The 15,860-nt window shown below is 67.4% G+C and carries 14 protein-coding genes; 11 read left to right on the top strand and 3 right to left on the bottom strand.

Features of this window, described 5'->3' with window-relative positions; translation table 11 throughout:
- Positions 1 to 3: 3 nt before the first annotated feature.
- Genes mdcC through EAH76_RS08095 form a run of 6 tightly spaced genes read left to right on the top strand, consistent with a single transcriptional unit; the run spans position 4 to position 4,293 of the window.
- Positions 4 to 321, top strand: coding sequence for a malonate decarboxylase acyl carrier protein (gene mdcC, locus EAH76_RS08120; RefSeq protein ID WP_140849740.1), 318 nt, complete (start codon positions 4 to 6; stop codon positions 319 to 321).
- Complete coding sequence (locus EAH76_RS08115) at positions 318 to 1,220, top strand: biotin-independent malonate decarboxylase subunit beta (protein WP_140849739.1); 903 nt, start codon at positions 318 to 320, stop codon at positions 1,218 to 1,220. Before mdcC ends, EAH76_RS08115 begins: the two co-directional genes overlap by 4 nt.
- Complete coding sequence (locus tag EAH76_RS08110) at positions 1,207 to 1,920, top strand: biotin-independent malonate decarboxylase subunit gamma (RefSeq protein ID WP_140849738.1); 714 nt, start codon at positions 1,207 to 1,209, stop codon at positions 1,918 to 1,920. The genes EAH76_RS08115 and EAH76_RS08110 overlap by 14 nt, the downstream gene beginning before the upstream one ends.
- A gap of 20 nt (positions 1,921 to 1,940) precedes the next feature.
- Positions 1,941 to 2,546 carry a malonate decarboxylase holo-[acyl-carrier-protein] synthase gene (gene mdcG, locus EAH76_RS08105; protein WP_206667853.1) on the top strand — a complete coding sequence of 202 codons (606 nt, stop codon included), beginning with the start codon at positions 1,941 to 1,943 and terminating at the stop codon, positions 2,544 to 2,546.
- Positions 2,543 to 3,376, top strand: coding sequence for a triphosphoribosyl-dephospho-CoA synthase MdcB (mdcB, locus tag EAH76_RS08100; RefSeq protein WP_241659601.1), 834 nt, complete (start codon positions 2,543 to 2,545; stop codon positions 3,374 to 3,376). Before mdcG ends, mdcB begins: the two co-directional genes overlap by 4 nt.
- Positions 3,373 to 4,293, top strand: a complete 921-nt coding sequence (locus EAH76_RS08095) for an acyltransferase domain-containing protein (protein WP_140849735.1) — start codon at positions 3,373 to 3,375, stop codon at positions 4,291 to 4,293. Before mdcB ends, EAH76_RS08095 begins: the two co-directional genes overlap by 4 nt.
- A 152-nt stretch (positions 4,294 to 4,445) precedes the next feature.
- Here the strand turns inward: EAH76_RS08095 and EAH76_RS08090 are convergent, their stop codons facing one another.
- From EAH76_RS08090 to EAH76_RS08080, 3 genes are read right to left on the bottom strand one after another with little or no spacing between them, the layout of a single operon-like run.
- Complete coding sequence (locus EAH76_RS08090; protein WP_140849734.1) at positions 4,446 to 5,279, bottom strand: hypothetical protein; 834 nt, start codon at positions 5,277 to 5,279, stop codon at positions 4,446 to 4,448.
- Positions 5,276 to 6,304: a Gfo/Idh/MocA family protein gene (locus tag EAH76_RS08085; RefSeq protein ID WP_140849733.1), complete on the bottom strand. Its 1,029-nt coding sequence runs from the start codon at positions 6,302 to 6,304 to the stop codon at positions 5,276 to 5,278. The genes EAH76_RS08090 and EAH76_RS08085 overlap by 4 nt, the downstream gene beginning before the upstream one ends.
- Positions 6,305 to 6,326: 22 nt before the next feature.
- Positions 6,327 to 7,445 carry a Gfo/Idh/MocA family protein gene (locus tag EAH76_RS08080; protein WP_161988995.1) on the bottom strand — a complete coding sequence of 373 codons (1,119 nt, stop codon included), beginning with the start codon at positions 7,443 to 7,445 and terminating at the stop codon, positions 6,327 to 6,329.
- A 196-nt stretch (positions 7,446 to 7,641) separates the two neighbouring features.
- On the opposite strand from EAH76_RS08080, the gene EAH76_RS08075 reads away from it, so the two are divergent.
- From EAH76_RS08075 to EAH76_RS08055, 5 genes are all read left to right on the top strand, one after another.
- Positions 7,642 to 8,688, top strand: coding sequence for a LacI family DNA-binding transcriptional regulator (locus tag EAH76_RS08075; RefSeq protein ID WP_161988994.1), 1,047 nt, complete (start codon positions 7,642 to 7,644; stop codon positions 8,686 to 8,688).
- A gap of 296 nt (positions 8,689 to 8,984) precedes the next feature.
- On the top strand, positions 8,985 to 11,342 hold the full coding sequence (locus tag EAH76_RS08070; protein ID WP_140849731.1) for a TonB-dependent receptor: 2,358 nt from the start codon (positions 8,985 to 8,987) through the stop codon (positions 11,340 to 11,342).
- 157 nt (positions 11,343 to 11,499) lie between these two features.
- The gene (locus tag EAH76_RS08065) at positions 11,500 to 12,795 is read left to right on the top strand and encodes a DUF1593 domain-containing protein (RefSeq protein ID WP_206667851.1); all 1,296 of its coding nucleotides are present in this window, start codon (positions 11,500 to 11,502) and stop codon (positions 12,793 to 12,795) included.
- Positions 12,792 to 14,135 carry a spinster family MFS transporter gene (locus EAH76_RS08060; protein ID WP_140849729.1) on the top strand — a complete coding sequence of 448 codons (1,344 nt, stop codon included), beginning with the start codon at positions 12,792 to 12,794 and terminating at the stop codon, positions 14,133 to 14,135. Before EAH76_RS08065 ends, EAH76_RS08060 begins: the two co-directional genes overlap by 4 nt.
- The gene (locus EAH76_RS08055; RefSeq protein ID WP_140849728.1) at positions 14,128 to 15,786 is read left to right on the top strand and encodes a glycoside hydrolase family 3 protein; all 1,659 of its coding nucleotides are present in this window, start codon (positions 14,128 to 14,130) and stop codon (positions 15,784 to 15,786) included. The genes EAH76_RS08060 and EAH76_RS08055 overlap by 8 nt, the downstream gene beginning before the upstream one ends.
- The last annotated feature ends 74 nt before the right edge of the window (positions 15,787 to 15,860 follow it).

Raw genomic sequence — 15,860 nt, 5'->3', positions numbered from 1 at the left:
TCCATGGAAATTCTCCATTTCGATATCGCCGCGCCGACGCCGGCGACCGGCACGCGCGCGATGGCGCTGGTCGGCGTCGTCGCCTCGGGCAATCTCGAGGTGCTGCTCGAACGCAGCGACGTGAGCGACCGGTGCGTCATCGAGGTCACCACCGCGGCGCATGGCTTTCGCGATCTGTGGGATGCGGTGACCGCCGATTTCGTCGCGCGGCGTGCGGCGGGGGGCTTGCGGATCGCGATCAACGATGGCGGCGCGCGGCCCGACACGGTGTCGCTGCGTCTGGCGCAAGGCGTGCGGATGATCGAGGAGCCCGAGGCATGAGCAACGTCCGCCAAAGCTGGTATGAGGCCGGCGCACGCGAGCGGATCGCCGCGCTGGTCGATGCCGCGAGCTTCGCCGAGTTCATCGGCCCCGAACGCCGCGAGATCAGCCCGCATCTGAGCATCTTCGACCTGCCCGCGCAGTTCGACGACGGCATCGTGGTCGGCGCCGCGGCGATCGACGGCACGCCGGTGCTGGTCGCTGCGCAGGAGGGCCGCTTCATGGGCGGCGCGTTCGGCGAAGTGCACGGCGCCAAGCTGACCGGGCTGCTCCGCGCCGCCAAGGCGCTCGGGCGCGACGTCGTGATCGCGTTCGATACCGGCGGCGTCCGGTTGCAGGAGGCCAATGCCGGCGAGATCGCGATCGCCGAGATCATGCGCGCGGTGGCCGAGGCGCGGATGGCGGGGGCGCGCGTCGTCGGGCTGATCGGCGGGCGCGCCGGCTGCTATGGCGGCGGCGGGCTGATCGCGGGGTGCTGTTCGACGCTGATCGTGTCGGAACAGGGGCGCATCAGCGTCAGCGGCCCCGAAGTGATCGAGACCAACAAGGGCGTCGAGGAATTCGATTCGCGCGATCGCGGCTTCGTCTGGCGGACGATGGGGGGCAAGCATCGCACGCTGATTGGCGGCGCGGACGTGTTCGTCGATGACGACGCCACGGCGTTTCGCGAAGCGGCGCGTGCCGCCCTCGCGCGGCCGGCCGGGCTCGATGCGGCGATGCTTTCGGCCGAACAGGCGCGGCTGGAGCGGCGCATCGCGCGGTTCGGCGATGCGCCAGACGCGACCGATATCTGGCGCGGCCTCGGCATCGCGGATCCGCAGGCGATCCCCGACATGCCCGCCGCCGGCTTCGCAGACCTTGCCGCCCAGTACCGGGAGAGCGCCGATGACGCCCGCTGAGATCCTCGATTCGCTGTTCCCCGCCGGCCATGCCGTGACGAGCGAAGGCGATCTGCTGTTCGGCCGCGCGACGCTGGGGGACGGCATGGTCCATGTCATCGGCGCCACCGGCGGCGCGCCGATCGGGATCGATCAGGCGATCCGCCTGTCCGCGCGTGTGCTCGAAGTCGCGGGTTCCGACGATGCCGCGCCGCTCCTGTTCCTGGTCGATACCGCGAGCCAGCGGATGAGCCGGCGCGACGAATTGCTCGGCCTCAGCGAATATCTCGCGCATCTGGCCAAAACGCTGCTGCTGGCCGAGGCGCAGGGGCATCGCACGATCGGGCTGCTCTACGGCGGCAGCGCGGCGGGTGCGTTCATCGCGACCGCGCTTGCCTGCGGGACGCTGGTGGCGCTTCCCGGCGCGCATCCCGAAGTGATGGACCTGCCGTCGATGGCGCGGGTCACCAAGCTGCCGATCGAACTGCTCGAGGAAAAGGCCAAGGCGACCCCAGTCTTCGCGCCGGGGCTCGACAATCTCGTCCGCGTCGGCGGGATTGCCGAAGTGTGGGACGTTGGGCGGAGCCTGGGTGACCAGCTCACCGCGCTGCTAGCGCATTCGCGGAGCGGGGACGATCGCGCGACGGTCGGCGCAGCGCGCGGCGGGCGGCCCAAGGCGGCTGCGATCGCCGATGAGATCCTCGCAACCGCGCAACGCTGATGCAGCTCGAGCGGCATCGCATGGTCCAGCTCGACCCGGCGCGCTGGCCGGAGATCCTCGCGTCGCATCCGGCAGCGCGAGGCATCTCCGAAATCAGCGGGTGGGTCGATGCGGGGCGTCCGCTCGTCGCGCGGCGCGCGGCGTGTGGCGATGGGGCAGGGCTGGTCCCGCTGGGCCTGCCGCTGCCGCCGTCGCTCGGCAAGCAGCGCCTGGCGTTCGCTGTCGCGCCTGAGGCGATCGTCTCGGACACGCCGCCGCCCTTGCTTGCCGATGCGCTGCAGAGCGCCCCGGCGTCCTGGCAGCCCACCATCGCCGCAATCCTTACGCTCGCGCCCGAGACGCGCTGCTTCGGCAGTCTCGCGTGGGGCTATCTGACGGGGTTGCCCTATCTGTCGGCTACGTCGGACCTCGATCTCGTGTGGCCGGTGGCGAACGCGGCGGAGGCGGCGCGTCTGGGGGCCCTGGCGCACATCGATGCGGCGGCGCCGATGCGCCTGGATGGCGAGTTCGTCACCCCGACGGGGTTCGCGATTCAGTGGCGCGAATGGGCGTCCGACGCGCCCGAACTGCTGGCGAAGGCCAGCGACGGCAACCGCTTGATCGCGCGCGCGGCGGTGTTCGCGTGAGCGCGCTCGTCCGCGCCGCGCCGGTTGCGACGAGCGCCAAGATCGGGCGCACCGCCGCCGCCTGTCTCAAGCTCGAGATCGCCACCTATCCCAAGCCCGGCCTGGTCAGCCCGGTCGACAGCGGCGCGCACGACGACATGGATGCGGCGCTGATGGATCGCAGTGCCGACGCGCTGGCGCCGTTCCTGACGGCTCTGGCGGAGGCGGGGGCCGCAGGGGCAGGGATGGACCGGCTGCGCGCGATCGGCATTGCGGCGGAAGCCGCGATGATGGCGGCGACCGGCGGGATCAACACGCATCGCGGCGCGATCTTCGGGATGGGCCTGCTCTGCGCCGCCGCGGGGTTCCGCGCGCGCTATGCGGTGCCGCAGACTTTAGGTGCGATCGTCGCGCATCGCTGGGGTGCCGAGATTTTGCGCGGTCCGGTCGCGTTGCACAGTCACGGCAGCACAGTCGCGCGTCGCCATGCGACCGGGGGCGCCCGGGCGGAGGCCGCGGCCGGTTTTCCGTCGCTGTACCGCATCGCGTTGCCTGCGCTGATCGAGGGGCGATGCCTTGCTGCGGGGGAGGAAGCGCGGCGCGTCCACGCGCTGATGGCGCTGATCGTCGGCGTGGCCGATACCAACCTGCTGTATCGCGGCGGAGCCGAGGGGCTCGCCTTCGCGCAGGCAGAGGCGCGCGCGTTCCTTGCTGCGGGAAGCGTGGCGGCGGCGAACTGGCGCCCGCGTGCGATCGCGATCCACGCGGCGTTTACGGCGCGGCGGTTGAGCCCGGGAGGCTGCGCGGACTTGCTGGCGATGGCGCTGTTCGCCGAGGCGCTCGCGGCATGACGCTCGCCTTGCTGTGCTCGGGGCAGGGGCGGCAGGATCGGGGGATGTTCGACCTGTTCGCCGGCCAGCCCGCGGCGGCGCCGATCCTCGCCGAAGCTGGCGCGTTGCTCGGGCAGGAGGTGGGGGCGCTCCTGCGCGACGCATCTGAGGCGGAGCTCTATGCCAATCGCACCAGCCAGATCCTGTGCGTCGCGCGCGCCTTGGTCGCAGCGGCGTGCTTGGCGCCCCCCAGGCCTTACCTCGTCGCAGGTTATAGCGTCGGTGAAATGGCGGCGTGGGGCGTGGCGGGGGTCTGGACACCCGAGCAGACGCTCAGGCTGACCGCGGCCCGCGCCGAGGCGATGGACGCGGCGAGCGGCGCAGAGGACGGGCTCGGTTTCGTCCGCGGGCTTGCGCGCGAGCGCGTCGATGCGCTGGTCGCGCGGTTCGAGTGTGCGGTTGCGATCATCAATCCGGCGCTGCTCTTCGTGATCGGCGGCGCGCGCGCGCAGGTCGCGCGCTGCTGCGCGGCGGCGCTCGACGAGGGGGCGGTGGCGGCCCGTCCGATCGCGGTGAATATCGCCTCGCACACGCCGCGATTGTCGGGCGCGGTACCGCCGTTTCGCGCTGCGCTCGATGCGTCGGCGCCCCGACGGCCGTATCCCGGCGTCACGCTGATCGGCGCGGCCGACGCATCGATCGTCAGCGGTATGCGCGGCGTGCCGGGTCTTGCCGCACAGATCGCCACGACGATCGACTGGGCGGCTACGCTCGAAGCGCTGGTGGAGCGCGGCGTCCGCCAGGTCCTCGAGCTCGGCCCGGGCAGCGCGATCGCCGACATGGCGCGCGGGGCGTACCCCGCTCTGGACGCGCGCAGTGTCGATGAGTTTAGGACTTTGGACGGGGTCGCCGCCTGGATCGGACGGCAGGCGTGTTGAGCGGATGAGTATGCAGCCCTAGCTGCTGTCGGTCCGAAGTGTCACAGCCTGGTGAAGAGAGTGGGGGCCAACGACCGGGCCAGCTGGTCTTCACCGGCGTCAGAAATCCAATTGACCCTGCAACGCAGGGGGCCGCCCACAAAGATCGTCCTTTATAAATTTCGCGTTGCCTCGAACTCTGATGCTATGGTTTGACTACCGCCTGGCTTTGGCAGAATCGTTCTGGTTCCAGGCAATGCCGCCACATCGTGCGCCAGCATCGCCAAGGTATAGGGCGCGACCTTGCCAATCCCCGCAAGCGCGGCCCACATGCTGCGATAATGATCCTGGTACATTGGCCAGGCGGTGGCGGATCCGTCTGAAGTGTAGGTGCTGACGGTGGCCGGGCGTGCGTGTGCGCCGGAGGCGATGGCGACGTGGTGGCGCACGCCGCGCGCGACCCGGTCGATCGCGAGGCTGTTGCGAAGACCGCGATGCGCCGACAGGCGCCACGCGAGCCCGGATGGGGCCGACAGCTCGAGAACAAGGGTCGCGGGCGAATTCAGCAACGTCCGAACTTTGGCGGGCTCCCCCATGATCACCCGGCTCAGCGCTAGCTGCGCGAGCAGCGCCTCGCGGAGATCGTCAATGCCGGCATTCGCTACGGTCGCGCTGAAATCGAGGATCGCCGGCGGCTCGTCATGCGCGAGGTGCGTGGCGAACGACGCAGCCCCGTACGCAAGCGCGATCGCGACACGCCACGCCGGATCGTCGAGCCGCGTCAGCTGCGCGGCGTCAAGGAAGCTGGGCGACGTCACGAACACCGTCTTGGACCCGCGCGCCGCACGATCCAGCGCTGCATCGGCATTCCCGTCTTTGCCCGAGACGAGCACTACATCAGCTTCGCCATCGACCATGCGGTATGCATTCGGAAGCGTTGCGAGGATCGCGCGCTGCGTCTGCGCATCCGGGCCGCTGCCGACGATCGAGACGGTCTTGAGCGTCATGCGGTGGCCTCCAGGCAGGCGACGGCGCGGTCGACCAGGTCGAGCGCGAATTCGAGATCGGCGACGGCATCCTCGAGCGAGGCGAGCGGGGCGGCCTTGCCGGTCAGCACGTCGTGCAGGTTGCGCCACTGCGCCTGGTAGCCATTCTCGTCATAGACGAAGCCGCGCGTGCCCGATCGGTCGGCGATCGTAGCGCTGCCGGAACCCGCCATCACATAGGATGGCGGGAAATCCACCTCGAGCCGATGGTCGGCGCCTTGTACCGCGAAGGTCCAGGCGGGCGGCCAATTGCCCGGCATGAATGCCTGCAGATCTGCCGACCTCGCGCCGTCGGCGAGGAACATCGTATAGCCGAAGCCGGGGACGTGGCGCGCCGACAGGACCTGGCCGACATCGGGGAAGAAGGCGCGCACGAGCGGCACGTGGTGGATCGCGAGGCCGAGGATCGTGTTGCGCAGCCGCACCGGATTGGGGGCGGGGGGCGGCGGGCCGGCGGGCGGCTTGTCCGAGGGCACGTCCTGCGTGGCGTAGTCGGTGAAGATCGCATTGGCGGGCAGAAAGATGCGCGATTTGACCGATTGCACGGTGTCGCCCGTCGCGGTCCACGCGTCGAGCCCGGCGCGGAAGCCGGGATCGTAGAGATGCATCGTCCCGACCATGATCGCGGTGCCGGTTTCGCGCGCGACCGCCAGGATCTGCGCGCCTTCCTCGCGGGAGACGGCGAGCGGCTTTTCGCACAACACCGCCTTCTTGCCAGCGCGGCAGGCAGCGATCACCTGCTCGGCATGGAAGCCGTTCGGGCTGCACACCGCGACGACATGGATCGCCGGATCGTCGATGACGGCCTTGGCGCTGGTGACGCCTTGCGCGCCGCAGCGATCGGCGACCGCCGCCGCGGTGACGGGATCGATGTCCATCACCTTGGCGACGCGCCAGCGATCCCCCATCGTGGCGAGCGCCGGCAGATGGATCGCCTGCGTCACTGGGCCACCGCCGAGGAATCCGATCGTCAGCCTGTCCGTCATGATCTTCTCCGATGTCGGTAGTTCAGGCGAGCGTCGTCCAGCCACTGGGGTTCGCGCTGCTGTCCACGACCCGTTCGATGAAGCGCATGCTGCGTACGCCTTCGTCGATGCCGGGCAGAACGCTGCCGATTCGGGTCATGTCGCCGCCGATCGCCGCGGCGAAATCGCGATAGAGCACGGCGAACGGTACGATCAGCCCGTTGCCGAGGCCGGGCGCGAGCGGCGTGCTGCTGAGCAGGCCCGGAGACATGGGGCGAAGGATCACGGTGCTACCGTCGCCGTTGATCATCGTCAGCACATCGGCGGTGTCGAACGCCCAGTGCAGCGCACCCGCGTCGCCGAACACCTGAATCGACAGGCCGTTGCGTTCGCCGAACGCGATCTGCGACACGACCAGCACGCCAGAGGCGCCGTTGTCGAAATGCAGTAACGCGTTGCAATCGTCGTCGAGCGCGCGGCCCGAAACCAGCCCGCGGGCGTCGCCGAGCAGCTCCGCCACACGCTGGCCGCTGACATATTCGGCGAGGTGAAATGCGTGCACGCCAATGTCCGCGCTCGCGCCACCGACGCCCGACTTGGAACGGTCGGTTCGCCAGGCGGCGCGCGCATTGTTCTGTTCCAGGGGTGCCGAGAGCCAGCCCTGCTGATAGGTGACGACGACTTTGCGGACGGTGCCGATCTCACCGGCGGCGACGCGGGCGCGCGCTTCGCGGACCATCGGATAGCCGGAATAGCTGTAGCTCAGCGCATAGAGCGATGTGCCCTGCCGCAATGCGGCTTGCAGGTCGAGCGCTTCGGCGAGCGTCGCGGTCGCCGGCTTGTCGGACATGATGTGGACGCCGGCCTTGATCGCCGCGAGCGCCGCGGGAAGGTGGAGATGGTTCGGCGTGGCGATCGCGACGAGGTCGATCCCGTCGTCGCGTGCGGCCTCGCCAGCGAACAGCGCGTCGTGATCGGCATAGCAACGGTCGGTCGTAACCCCGTAGCTGGCACCGGCGGCGCGGCTGCGCTCCGGATCGCTGCTGAAGCTGCCGGCGACGAGATCGATACCGGCGCCGAGCGCGGCGCCCATCTGATGAATCTTGCCGATGAACGAGCCAAGCCCACCGCCGATCAGCGCCATGCGCAACGGCCGGCTCATGCGCGGAGATTCTGCATCGAATGCGCCACGCTTGCTCTCCAGTGTTTCTTATGTCCCGGCAATTGCGGGCTAGAAATCTTGTTTATCGCTAAATCATCTCGCGAAATGGCTGTCAAGTTTCGCGATGCCTTATATGGGGATGCAGGCGGCCACGATGACTATCCCCCTGTGGCCCGCGGAGGGAACGAGAGTCCGCATGGCACGAGCATCACGGCGCGCCAACCAGGGCGTCAATATCCAGGCGGTCGCCGAACGCGCCGGCGTATCGGCGATGACGGTCTCAAACGTCGTCAGTGGCCGGCGAAAGGTCCGCGAAACGACGCGCGAGGCAGTGCTCGCGGCGGTGCAGGAGCTCGGCTACACGCCCAACGTCGCTGCCCAGGCGCTGGCGAGCGCGGGCAATATCCGGCTCGGCTTGCTATGCAGCACAACCGAAAGCGCCTTTCTCAGTTCGATTCTCGTCGGGGTGCTGGATGCGACCACCGCACTTGGTGCGCAGGTGCTGTTGCGGCGCGTGCCGGTGGACCGGTCTGACGAGATCCTCGACGAGATCGAGCGGCTCGCCGCCAGCGGTGTCAGTGCGATCCTGATCGCGCCGCCGTATTGCGAGGCGATCAGCCGCAGTGGGTTCGTCAGCACTACGCAGGTACCACTGATGGCGATGTCGCCGGGCGACGCCTTACCCAACATGCCCTCGGTCGGCATCGACGATTTCGCGGCGGCGCGCGACATGACGCGGTTCCTGATTGGCCTGGGGCACCGGCGGGTCGGCTTCATCCGCGCATCGGAAACGCATATCATCAGCCACACCCGGCAGGCCGGCTATCGCGCCGCGCTCGAAGAAGCGGGGTTGAGCTGGAATCGTGATCTGGCGGCCTATGGCGACCTGACCTTCGAATCCGGGCTGGTGGCTGCCGAGCATCTGTTGGGGCTCGCCGAACGGCCGACGGCGATTTTCGCGAGCAATGACGACATGGCGGCGGCGGTCGTGTCGCTCGCGCATCGTCGCGGCATCCGCGTGCCCGAGGATCTGTCGGTCGCGGGCTTCGACGATAGTCCGATCGCGGTGAAGATCTGGCCACCGCTGACGACGATGCGCCAACCCGTCGCGCGGATCGCCGCGCGCGCGGCGACCTTGGTTCTGCAGGGTCTCCGAACTGCGAACGCAGACACGACGCTGCCTCAGGCCGAATATCTGCCGTATGAACTCATCGAGCGGGAGTCGACTGCGCGCCTGCCGTGAGTGGCCGAGCGTATGTGCTCGGCCGCCTCGTCTTGCGCCAGACGGGGCTGATGCGACCTCGCCCGCAAACGAGCTTGCTGGCGGTTTAGCGGTATCCTCTGTCGCTCCGCCGAAGGAATATGAGCTTGCGCGACCTCGGGAGTGGCCGAGTGTTACTCAAAAACCACATTATCGACAATCTGTCGGGCTGCGATTGACATAACGGAGCTGCTAAGATTAACGCTAAACCAAGCCGGACGGGAGTTTCGGTTTTGCTCGACGGGCTGGCAGGCCCGCTCTCTTCCGGAGGATGACTGATGAAGAAGACGATTTCGACCGTGATGGTCAGTGCGCCGGCCCTTCTGCTGGGCCTCGCTTCGCCCGCGTTTGCACAGACCACGCCGCTCGGCGCAGCTGATACGACTGGCCCCAATGTCGCTGCGCCCACGACGGCCGCGGTCGAGGCGCAGGTCGAAACGCAAGGCGACGACATCGTCGTCACCGCTCAGAAGCAGACCACGTCGCTGCGTGAATCGCCGGTCTCGGTCGCGGTCGTCACCTCCGACAGCTTGCGGAAGTCCGGCGTCACCACGCTCGACGACATGGGCAAGACCGTTCCCTCGCTGACCGCGCTGCCGTCGAACTCGACGCTGCGCCCCAGCTTCGCGATCCGCGGCGTCAGCACCGACGTGCTCAGCATCGGTACGCCGAGCGGCGTGGCGGTGATGGTCGACGGCGTCACGATCGCGCCCGAATCGTTTGCCGCCAAGCAGCTTTCCGACGTCCAGAATGTCGAAGTGCTGCGCGGGCCGCAGTCCACGCTCGGCGGCCGTAGCGCCTCGATCGGCGTCATCAACATCGTCACCAGAAAGCCGAACGCCAACCGTCTCGAGGGCAATGTCTCCGCGACCGCGACCACGGACAACGAATATCGCGGATCCGGTTTCATCACCGGCCCGATCACCAAGGGCGTGTCGTTCGCGCTGTCCGGTTTTGCCGGCAAGACGACGTTCCTCACGCGCAACCTGACCACCGGCAAGCACGATACCTCTGCCTCCGAGGGTGTGCGCGGCAAGCTGCTGCTGCAGCCGACCGACAATCTCGACATCACGCTGGCCGCCACCTACGTCCACACAAAGGATGACGGCGCGTTCCAGGCCTATATCGGCGTGGCGCCGACCGCACAGTTCCGCGGGATCATCGCGCAATCGGCGGCGCTGCCCGGCATTACCGCGCAGCGTGGGAACACCGATTATGCGACGATCACCACCCCCGGGCAGGACGTGAAGGACCAGCTGTACAGTATGACGGTCGACTGGCGGGTCGGCGACTTCACGCTCAGCTCGATCACCGCGCACCAGGCCGAGAAGCGCTTTTACCGCCAGGATCTGTACATCGAAGCGGCGGATTTCGTGAAGGTCGTCTCGGGCGGCACCAACACGTTCAACAACATCCAGACCTCGGACCTGGACATTTCGGGCTACAGCCAGGAATTCAAGGTCGCGTCGCCCGATCTGGGGATCGCGCGCTTCATCGCAGGCCTGTATTTCGACCAGCAGAAATCGGGGTTTCAGTTCGACCGCAAGACCTTCGGTTTCAACCCCTTGTTGTTCTCGGCCTATCGCCCGCCGAACAACAAGACCTATGCCGCCTATGCGCGCGTCAATTGGAAGCTGACCGAAGGCACGACGCTGATCACCGGGCTGCGCATCAACCGCGACGTGATTGCCTACACGTATCAAAAGCAGATCGCCCAGCCGAACGGCCCGAACCTGATCGACTTCACGCGCAGCGACAGCAGCAGCAAGAACACGCTGGTCGGCGACGCGACGCTGAAGCAGCAGATCGGTCGGCGCGCGAACATCTATGCGACCTATTCGCGCGGCTACAAGCCCGAGATCTGGAACCTGGACGGCGCCGTCACCCCGACCAACACCTTTAAGCCGGTCGGCCGGGAGAAGGTCAACAGCTTCGAACTCGGCATGAAGGGCGATTTCTTCGATCGTTTCCTGACGCTCAACGTCGCGGCGTTCTACACCAAATACAACAATTTTCAGGTACAGTCGCTCGACTATAGCAACCCGCTGGGCGCCACGACCTTCGACGTGCGCAACGCGGCGGCGGCGACCACGCGCGGTGTCGAAGTCGATGGCACGCTGCGCCCCGCGGCAGGGCTGAACATCACGTTCAGCGGTGCGTACGTCAATTCGCACTTCAACGACTTCAAGGGCGCGGTCTGCTATTCGGGCCAGACGGCAGCGCAGGGCTGCACGACGGTGAACGGCGCGTCGTCGCAGGATCTGTCGGGCGTCGATCTGCCGCGGTCGCCGCACTGGAAATTCAATGCCGCCGTCGACAAGACGCTGGATCTGAGCACCGATTGGGGCCTCGATCTGAACGCGACGTTCAACTATCAGAGCAAGACGAATTTCGATCCTAACCACAGCCCGCGTGCGGTGCAGGCCGGCTATGGCATCCTCAATCTGTCGGCGGGGCTCAACAATCAGAACGGGCGCTATTCGATCACCGCGTTCGTCAACAATGTGACCAACAAGAGCTACGTGTCCAACATCACCGATTATAGCGGCCGCTGGGGCAATCAGGCGGCGATCACCGGCTGGTATAGCCGCGATGCGCATCGCTACGGCGGTATTCGCGTCGGCGCGAAGTTCTGACGACGAGTTGTCCGGGGCTGCCAGCGGTGGTTCCGGACTCTTCCTTCCACGCCGGGTGACGCATCGCATGAGCTTCCTGATCCTGGCCGCAGCCGCCCTCGCCACGCCAGCACCGGCGCCGGCTCGGTGCGCCGCTCCGACGTTTCATAAACCCCGCGTGATCGTGTTGAGCGACATCGGGAACGAGCCCGACGATTCGCAATCGATGGTGCGGTTGCTGAGCTATGCCAACGATCTCGATATCGAAGGGTTGGTGGCGACGACCTCGGTCTGGCAGCGTAACACGGTGCAGCCCGCGTTGATTGCCGAGCGGGTCAAGGCGTACCGCGTAGCGCTGCCCAATCTGAAGCAGCACGCATCCGGCTATCCGGAGGCAGCGAAGCTCGCCGGGCTGATCCGCAGCGGTGTCGCCGCCTATGGCATGGCCGGGGTCGGCGACGGGAAGGATACCGAAGCCTCGCGGCTGATCGTGGCGGCCGTCGACAAAGCCGACGCGCGGCCGTTGCAGATCTCGGTCTGGGGTGGCGCGGCCGATCTCGCCCAGGCGATCTGGTCGGTGCGGGCGACGCGCACGCAGCCCGAGCTCGCTGCGTTTCTGGCAAAGCTGCGCGTCTATTCGATCTCGGACCAGGACGATGCCGGGCCGTGGTTGCGCCGAACCTTCCCGCAACTGTTCTGGATCGCCAGCCTGCATGGCTGGAACCAGTATCAGATGGCGAGCTGGTACGGCATTTCCGGGGATCTGAACCGCGAACCGAAATGGCCGTATGCCGATATGGTCAGCGACGCCTGGCGCGCCGAGCATATCGAGCGCGGACCGCTCGGCGCGGTCTATCCCAAGCGGACGTATATCATGGAGGGCGATACGCCCGCGTTGCTGTATCTCATGCCCAACGGGCTGGGTGACACCGAACATCCAGACTATGGCAGCTGGGGTGGACGCTATGTCGAGGCCCAGCCCGGCGCCGGGTCACGCGCCGATGCGGTCGATTCCGTGACATTCCCCGACGGCCGTTCCTATCGCAGCAACCAGGCCGGCGTCTTTCGCTGGCGCGACGCGTTCCAGCGCGATTTTGCGGCACGGATCGGCTGGACGCTGACCCCGGACTATACGCGCGCCAATCACGCACCCGTGCTCCGCGTAAACGGGCAGGGCGGCCTCGCGCCGGTGCGCGTGGCGGCCAGACCGGGCGAAACCGTGGCGCTCGATGCGGCGGGCTCGTGCGATCCCGACGGCGATACGCTGTCCTACCGCTGGTGGCAGTATCCCGAGCCTTCCGGGTCCCCCTGGATGGCGGCGTCGCCGGTGGCCGATGCAACGCACGCGAAAGCGGCCTTCACCGTTCCCAAGGGTTCGGTCCCGATCACCTATCATCTCATCCTCGAAGCGACCGATTCCGGCACGATGCCGATCACGCGCTATCGCCGGGTGCTCGTCGAGGTAAAGCCATGAAAACGAGTGACGCGCCGTCCTTCAGCGCGGGCTACGCCTGGTATGTCGCGATCGTACTGACGCTGGCGAATTCGTTCGCCTTTGTCGATCGGCAGGTCCTGGCGCTGCTGGTGCAGCCGATCAAGAACGACCTGCATATCTCCGACACGACGATCAGCCTGCTGCACGGCTTCAGCTTCTCCCTGTTCTACGTGCTGATCGGATTGCCGATGGCGCGGCTCGCGGATCGATCGAACCGGCGCAACATCATCGTCGGCTCGATCGTGGTGTGGAGTGTCATGACGATGATCTGCGGCGTGGCGCGCTCGGCCGCCATGCTGTTCGCTGCGCGCGTCGGCGTCGGCGCGGGCGAGGCCGGGCTGACGCCGTCCGCGCAATCGATCCTCGCCGACTATTTCGGCAAGGACAAGCTGCCGATCGCGCTCGGCATCTTCTCGATGGGCATCTATCTCGGCAACGGCATGGCGCTGATTCTGGGCGGCTATGTGATCTACGAACTCACCAAGCTGGTCCTGATCGATCTGCCGATCATCGGCGTGGTGCAGCCGTGGCAGGCGACGTTCTTCATCGTCGGCGCGCCGGGCGTGCTGCTCGGGTCGCTGGCGCTGACGATCCGCGAGCCCAAGCGCCACGGCGTAGCGGGCCAGTCCGCGACGATGCCGCTGGGTGCGATGTGGGCGCATGTCCGTGGCTCGCTCGGCAGCTATGTCGGCATCATCCTCGGCCTGTCGCTGATGATTCTGGTCGGGCAGGGCAGCGCGGCGTGGATCCCCGCCTTCTTCGCGCGCAAGTTCGGGTGGGGGACGAGCGAGATCGGGCTCAATTACGGTCTCGTCATGCTGGTCAGCGGCACTGCGGGCACGCTTGCGGGGGGCTTCGCCGCCAGCGCGCTGCGCCGCCGCGGGCTGGTGCGCGCCAATCTGCTGGCGGCGACGTTCGGATTTGTCATCCTGATCCCCCTGACGATCGCCTTCCCGCTGATGCCGACCGGCCAATCCGCGCTGGTGACGATCGCGTTCATGGTCTTTTTCGCCGGTTTTCCGTTCGGCGGGGGATTTGCGGCGCTGCAGGAGATCACGCCCAATCGGATGCGCGCGCAGATCGCCGCCTGCTACATGCTCGGCGTTAACCTGATCGGCGCGGGGATCGGGCCGACGGCGATCGCGCTCATCACCGATCGCGGCTTCGGCGATCCGCAGGCGCTGTACAAGTCGATCGCGATCGTCGCCGGCGTCGCGTCGCCGCTCGCGCTGCTGTGCATCGCCGTCGCGCTCAAGCGCCATCCCGCCTCGCTCGCCCGCCTCGAAGCGACAGAACACGCAGAGACTTTGCATGCTTGACCCCCACATTCCCGCGCCGCGTTGGCGTGACCTGACCACGGAGGAACAGGCGTGGGTCGACCGGACGCTCGCGTCGCTGAGTGCGGAGGCGCGGATCGGGCAATTGTTCAATTTCGCGGTGAACGACGATCCCGAAGCGATCGAGGCGGTGCGCGGCCTTGGCGCGGGTGCCTTCCATCGCTTTCCGGGCGCCGATCTGGCCCATGCGCGCGACGTCACCCGTGCGCTGCTCGAGCAATCGCCGATCCCGCCGCTGCTCAGCGGCGATATCGAGGGGGGTGAGGTCAGCTTCGGCTTCGCAACGGCGCTGCCCAACCAGCTCGGCATCGCGGCGGCGGACGATCCCGCGCTGACCTACCAACTCGCCCGTATCGCTGCGGAGGAAGCGCGGGCGATCGGCTGCGACTGGTCGTTTGCGCCGGTGGTGGATATCAATGCAGCATTCCGCAGCACGGTGGTCGGCACGCGCTCCTACGGGTCGGACGTACCGCGCATCCTGGCCCATGCGTCGGCGCACATCGCCGCGACGCAGGATGCGGGCCTCGCCGCCTGCGCCAAGCACTGGCCCGGCGAGGGCTTTGACGACCGCGACCAGCATCTGCTCACCACCGTAAACCCGCTCGACATGGACGCCTGGCGCGCCAGCTTCGGGCACATCTATCACGAACTCATCGAGCGCGGCGTGATGACGATCATGGCGGGCCATATCGCGCTGCCGGCCTATGCCGCGGTGCGGGATCGCAGCGCCTATGCGCCGGCTTCGGTCAGCGCCGCGCTCAATATCGATCTGCTCCGCGGCGAGCTCGGCTTTCGCGGATTGCTCGTCAGCGACGCGAGCGTGATGGGCGGGCTGACCAGCTGGATGGACCGCGCCGAAGCCGTTCCGGCGATCATCGAGAATGGCTGCGACATGCTGCTGTTCAGTCGCGATCCCGTGGGCGACGTCGCGCTGATGCGCGACGGATTGCGCACCGGTCGCCTGTCCGAAGCGCGTGTCGAGGAAGCGGTATCGCGCGTGTTGTCGCTGAAGGCGCTGTTGGGTCTGCACCGGAGCGAGATCGACGATCGCTTGCCGGATGTCTCGCTGCGCAGCGCTGGGTCGCGGGCATCGGCCGATGAAGCCGCGGCGAAATCGCTGACGCTCGTCAAAGACGTGCCGGGCCTGCTGCCGCTGTCGCCGGTGCGCCATCGACGGATCGTCATTGCGGCCGAGCGCGAGCAGGCGGTCTTCATCGATGGCGCTCCACCCCGCTCGTTCGCACCGCTTCACGATGCGCTGGTCCGGGCCGGATTCGACGTGCGCGCCTATGACCCCGATCAGCCGCCGACGGGGGAGGATAGCGACCTGCTGCTCTACGTCGTCGGGCGCGAGGCGACGCCGGTGATTGCATCGGCGCAGATCGACTGGGCGTCGCTGCACGGCTCGGCGAAGAAGGCGATGCGGCGGCACCTCGGCATCCCCACGCTGATGGTGGCGTTCGGCCATCCGTATCTGCTGTACGACGCGCCGTGGATCGGCACCTTCGTCAACGCCTATAGCGCGATCGAGCCCGTGCAGCGGGCGCTGGTCGCGGCCTTGACGGGAGAAGCGGGTTTTCCCGGGCGGTCGCCGGTCGATCCGCTTTGTGGGCGACCGGAATTGGCCTTCTGAAGCGACTGGCTGCACGCGAAAGTATCCAAGGGACCCATAGCGCTGTGCCATCGAGCGTAATCGCGCGGGATCGA

It is taken from the genome of Sphingomonas glacialis (assembly GCF_006439055.1).
Lineage (GTDB): Bacteria > Pseudomonadota > Alphaproteobacteria > Sphingomonadales > Sphingomonadaceae > Sphingomonas > Sphingomonas glacialis_A.
This window is presented reverse-complemented; position numbering and strand designations above follow the sequence as displayed.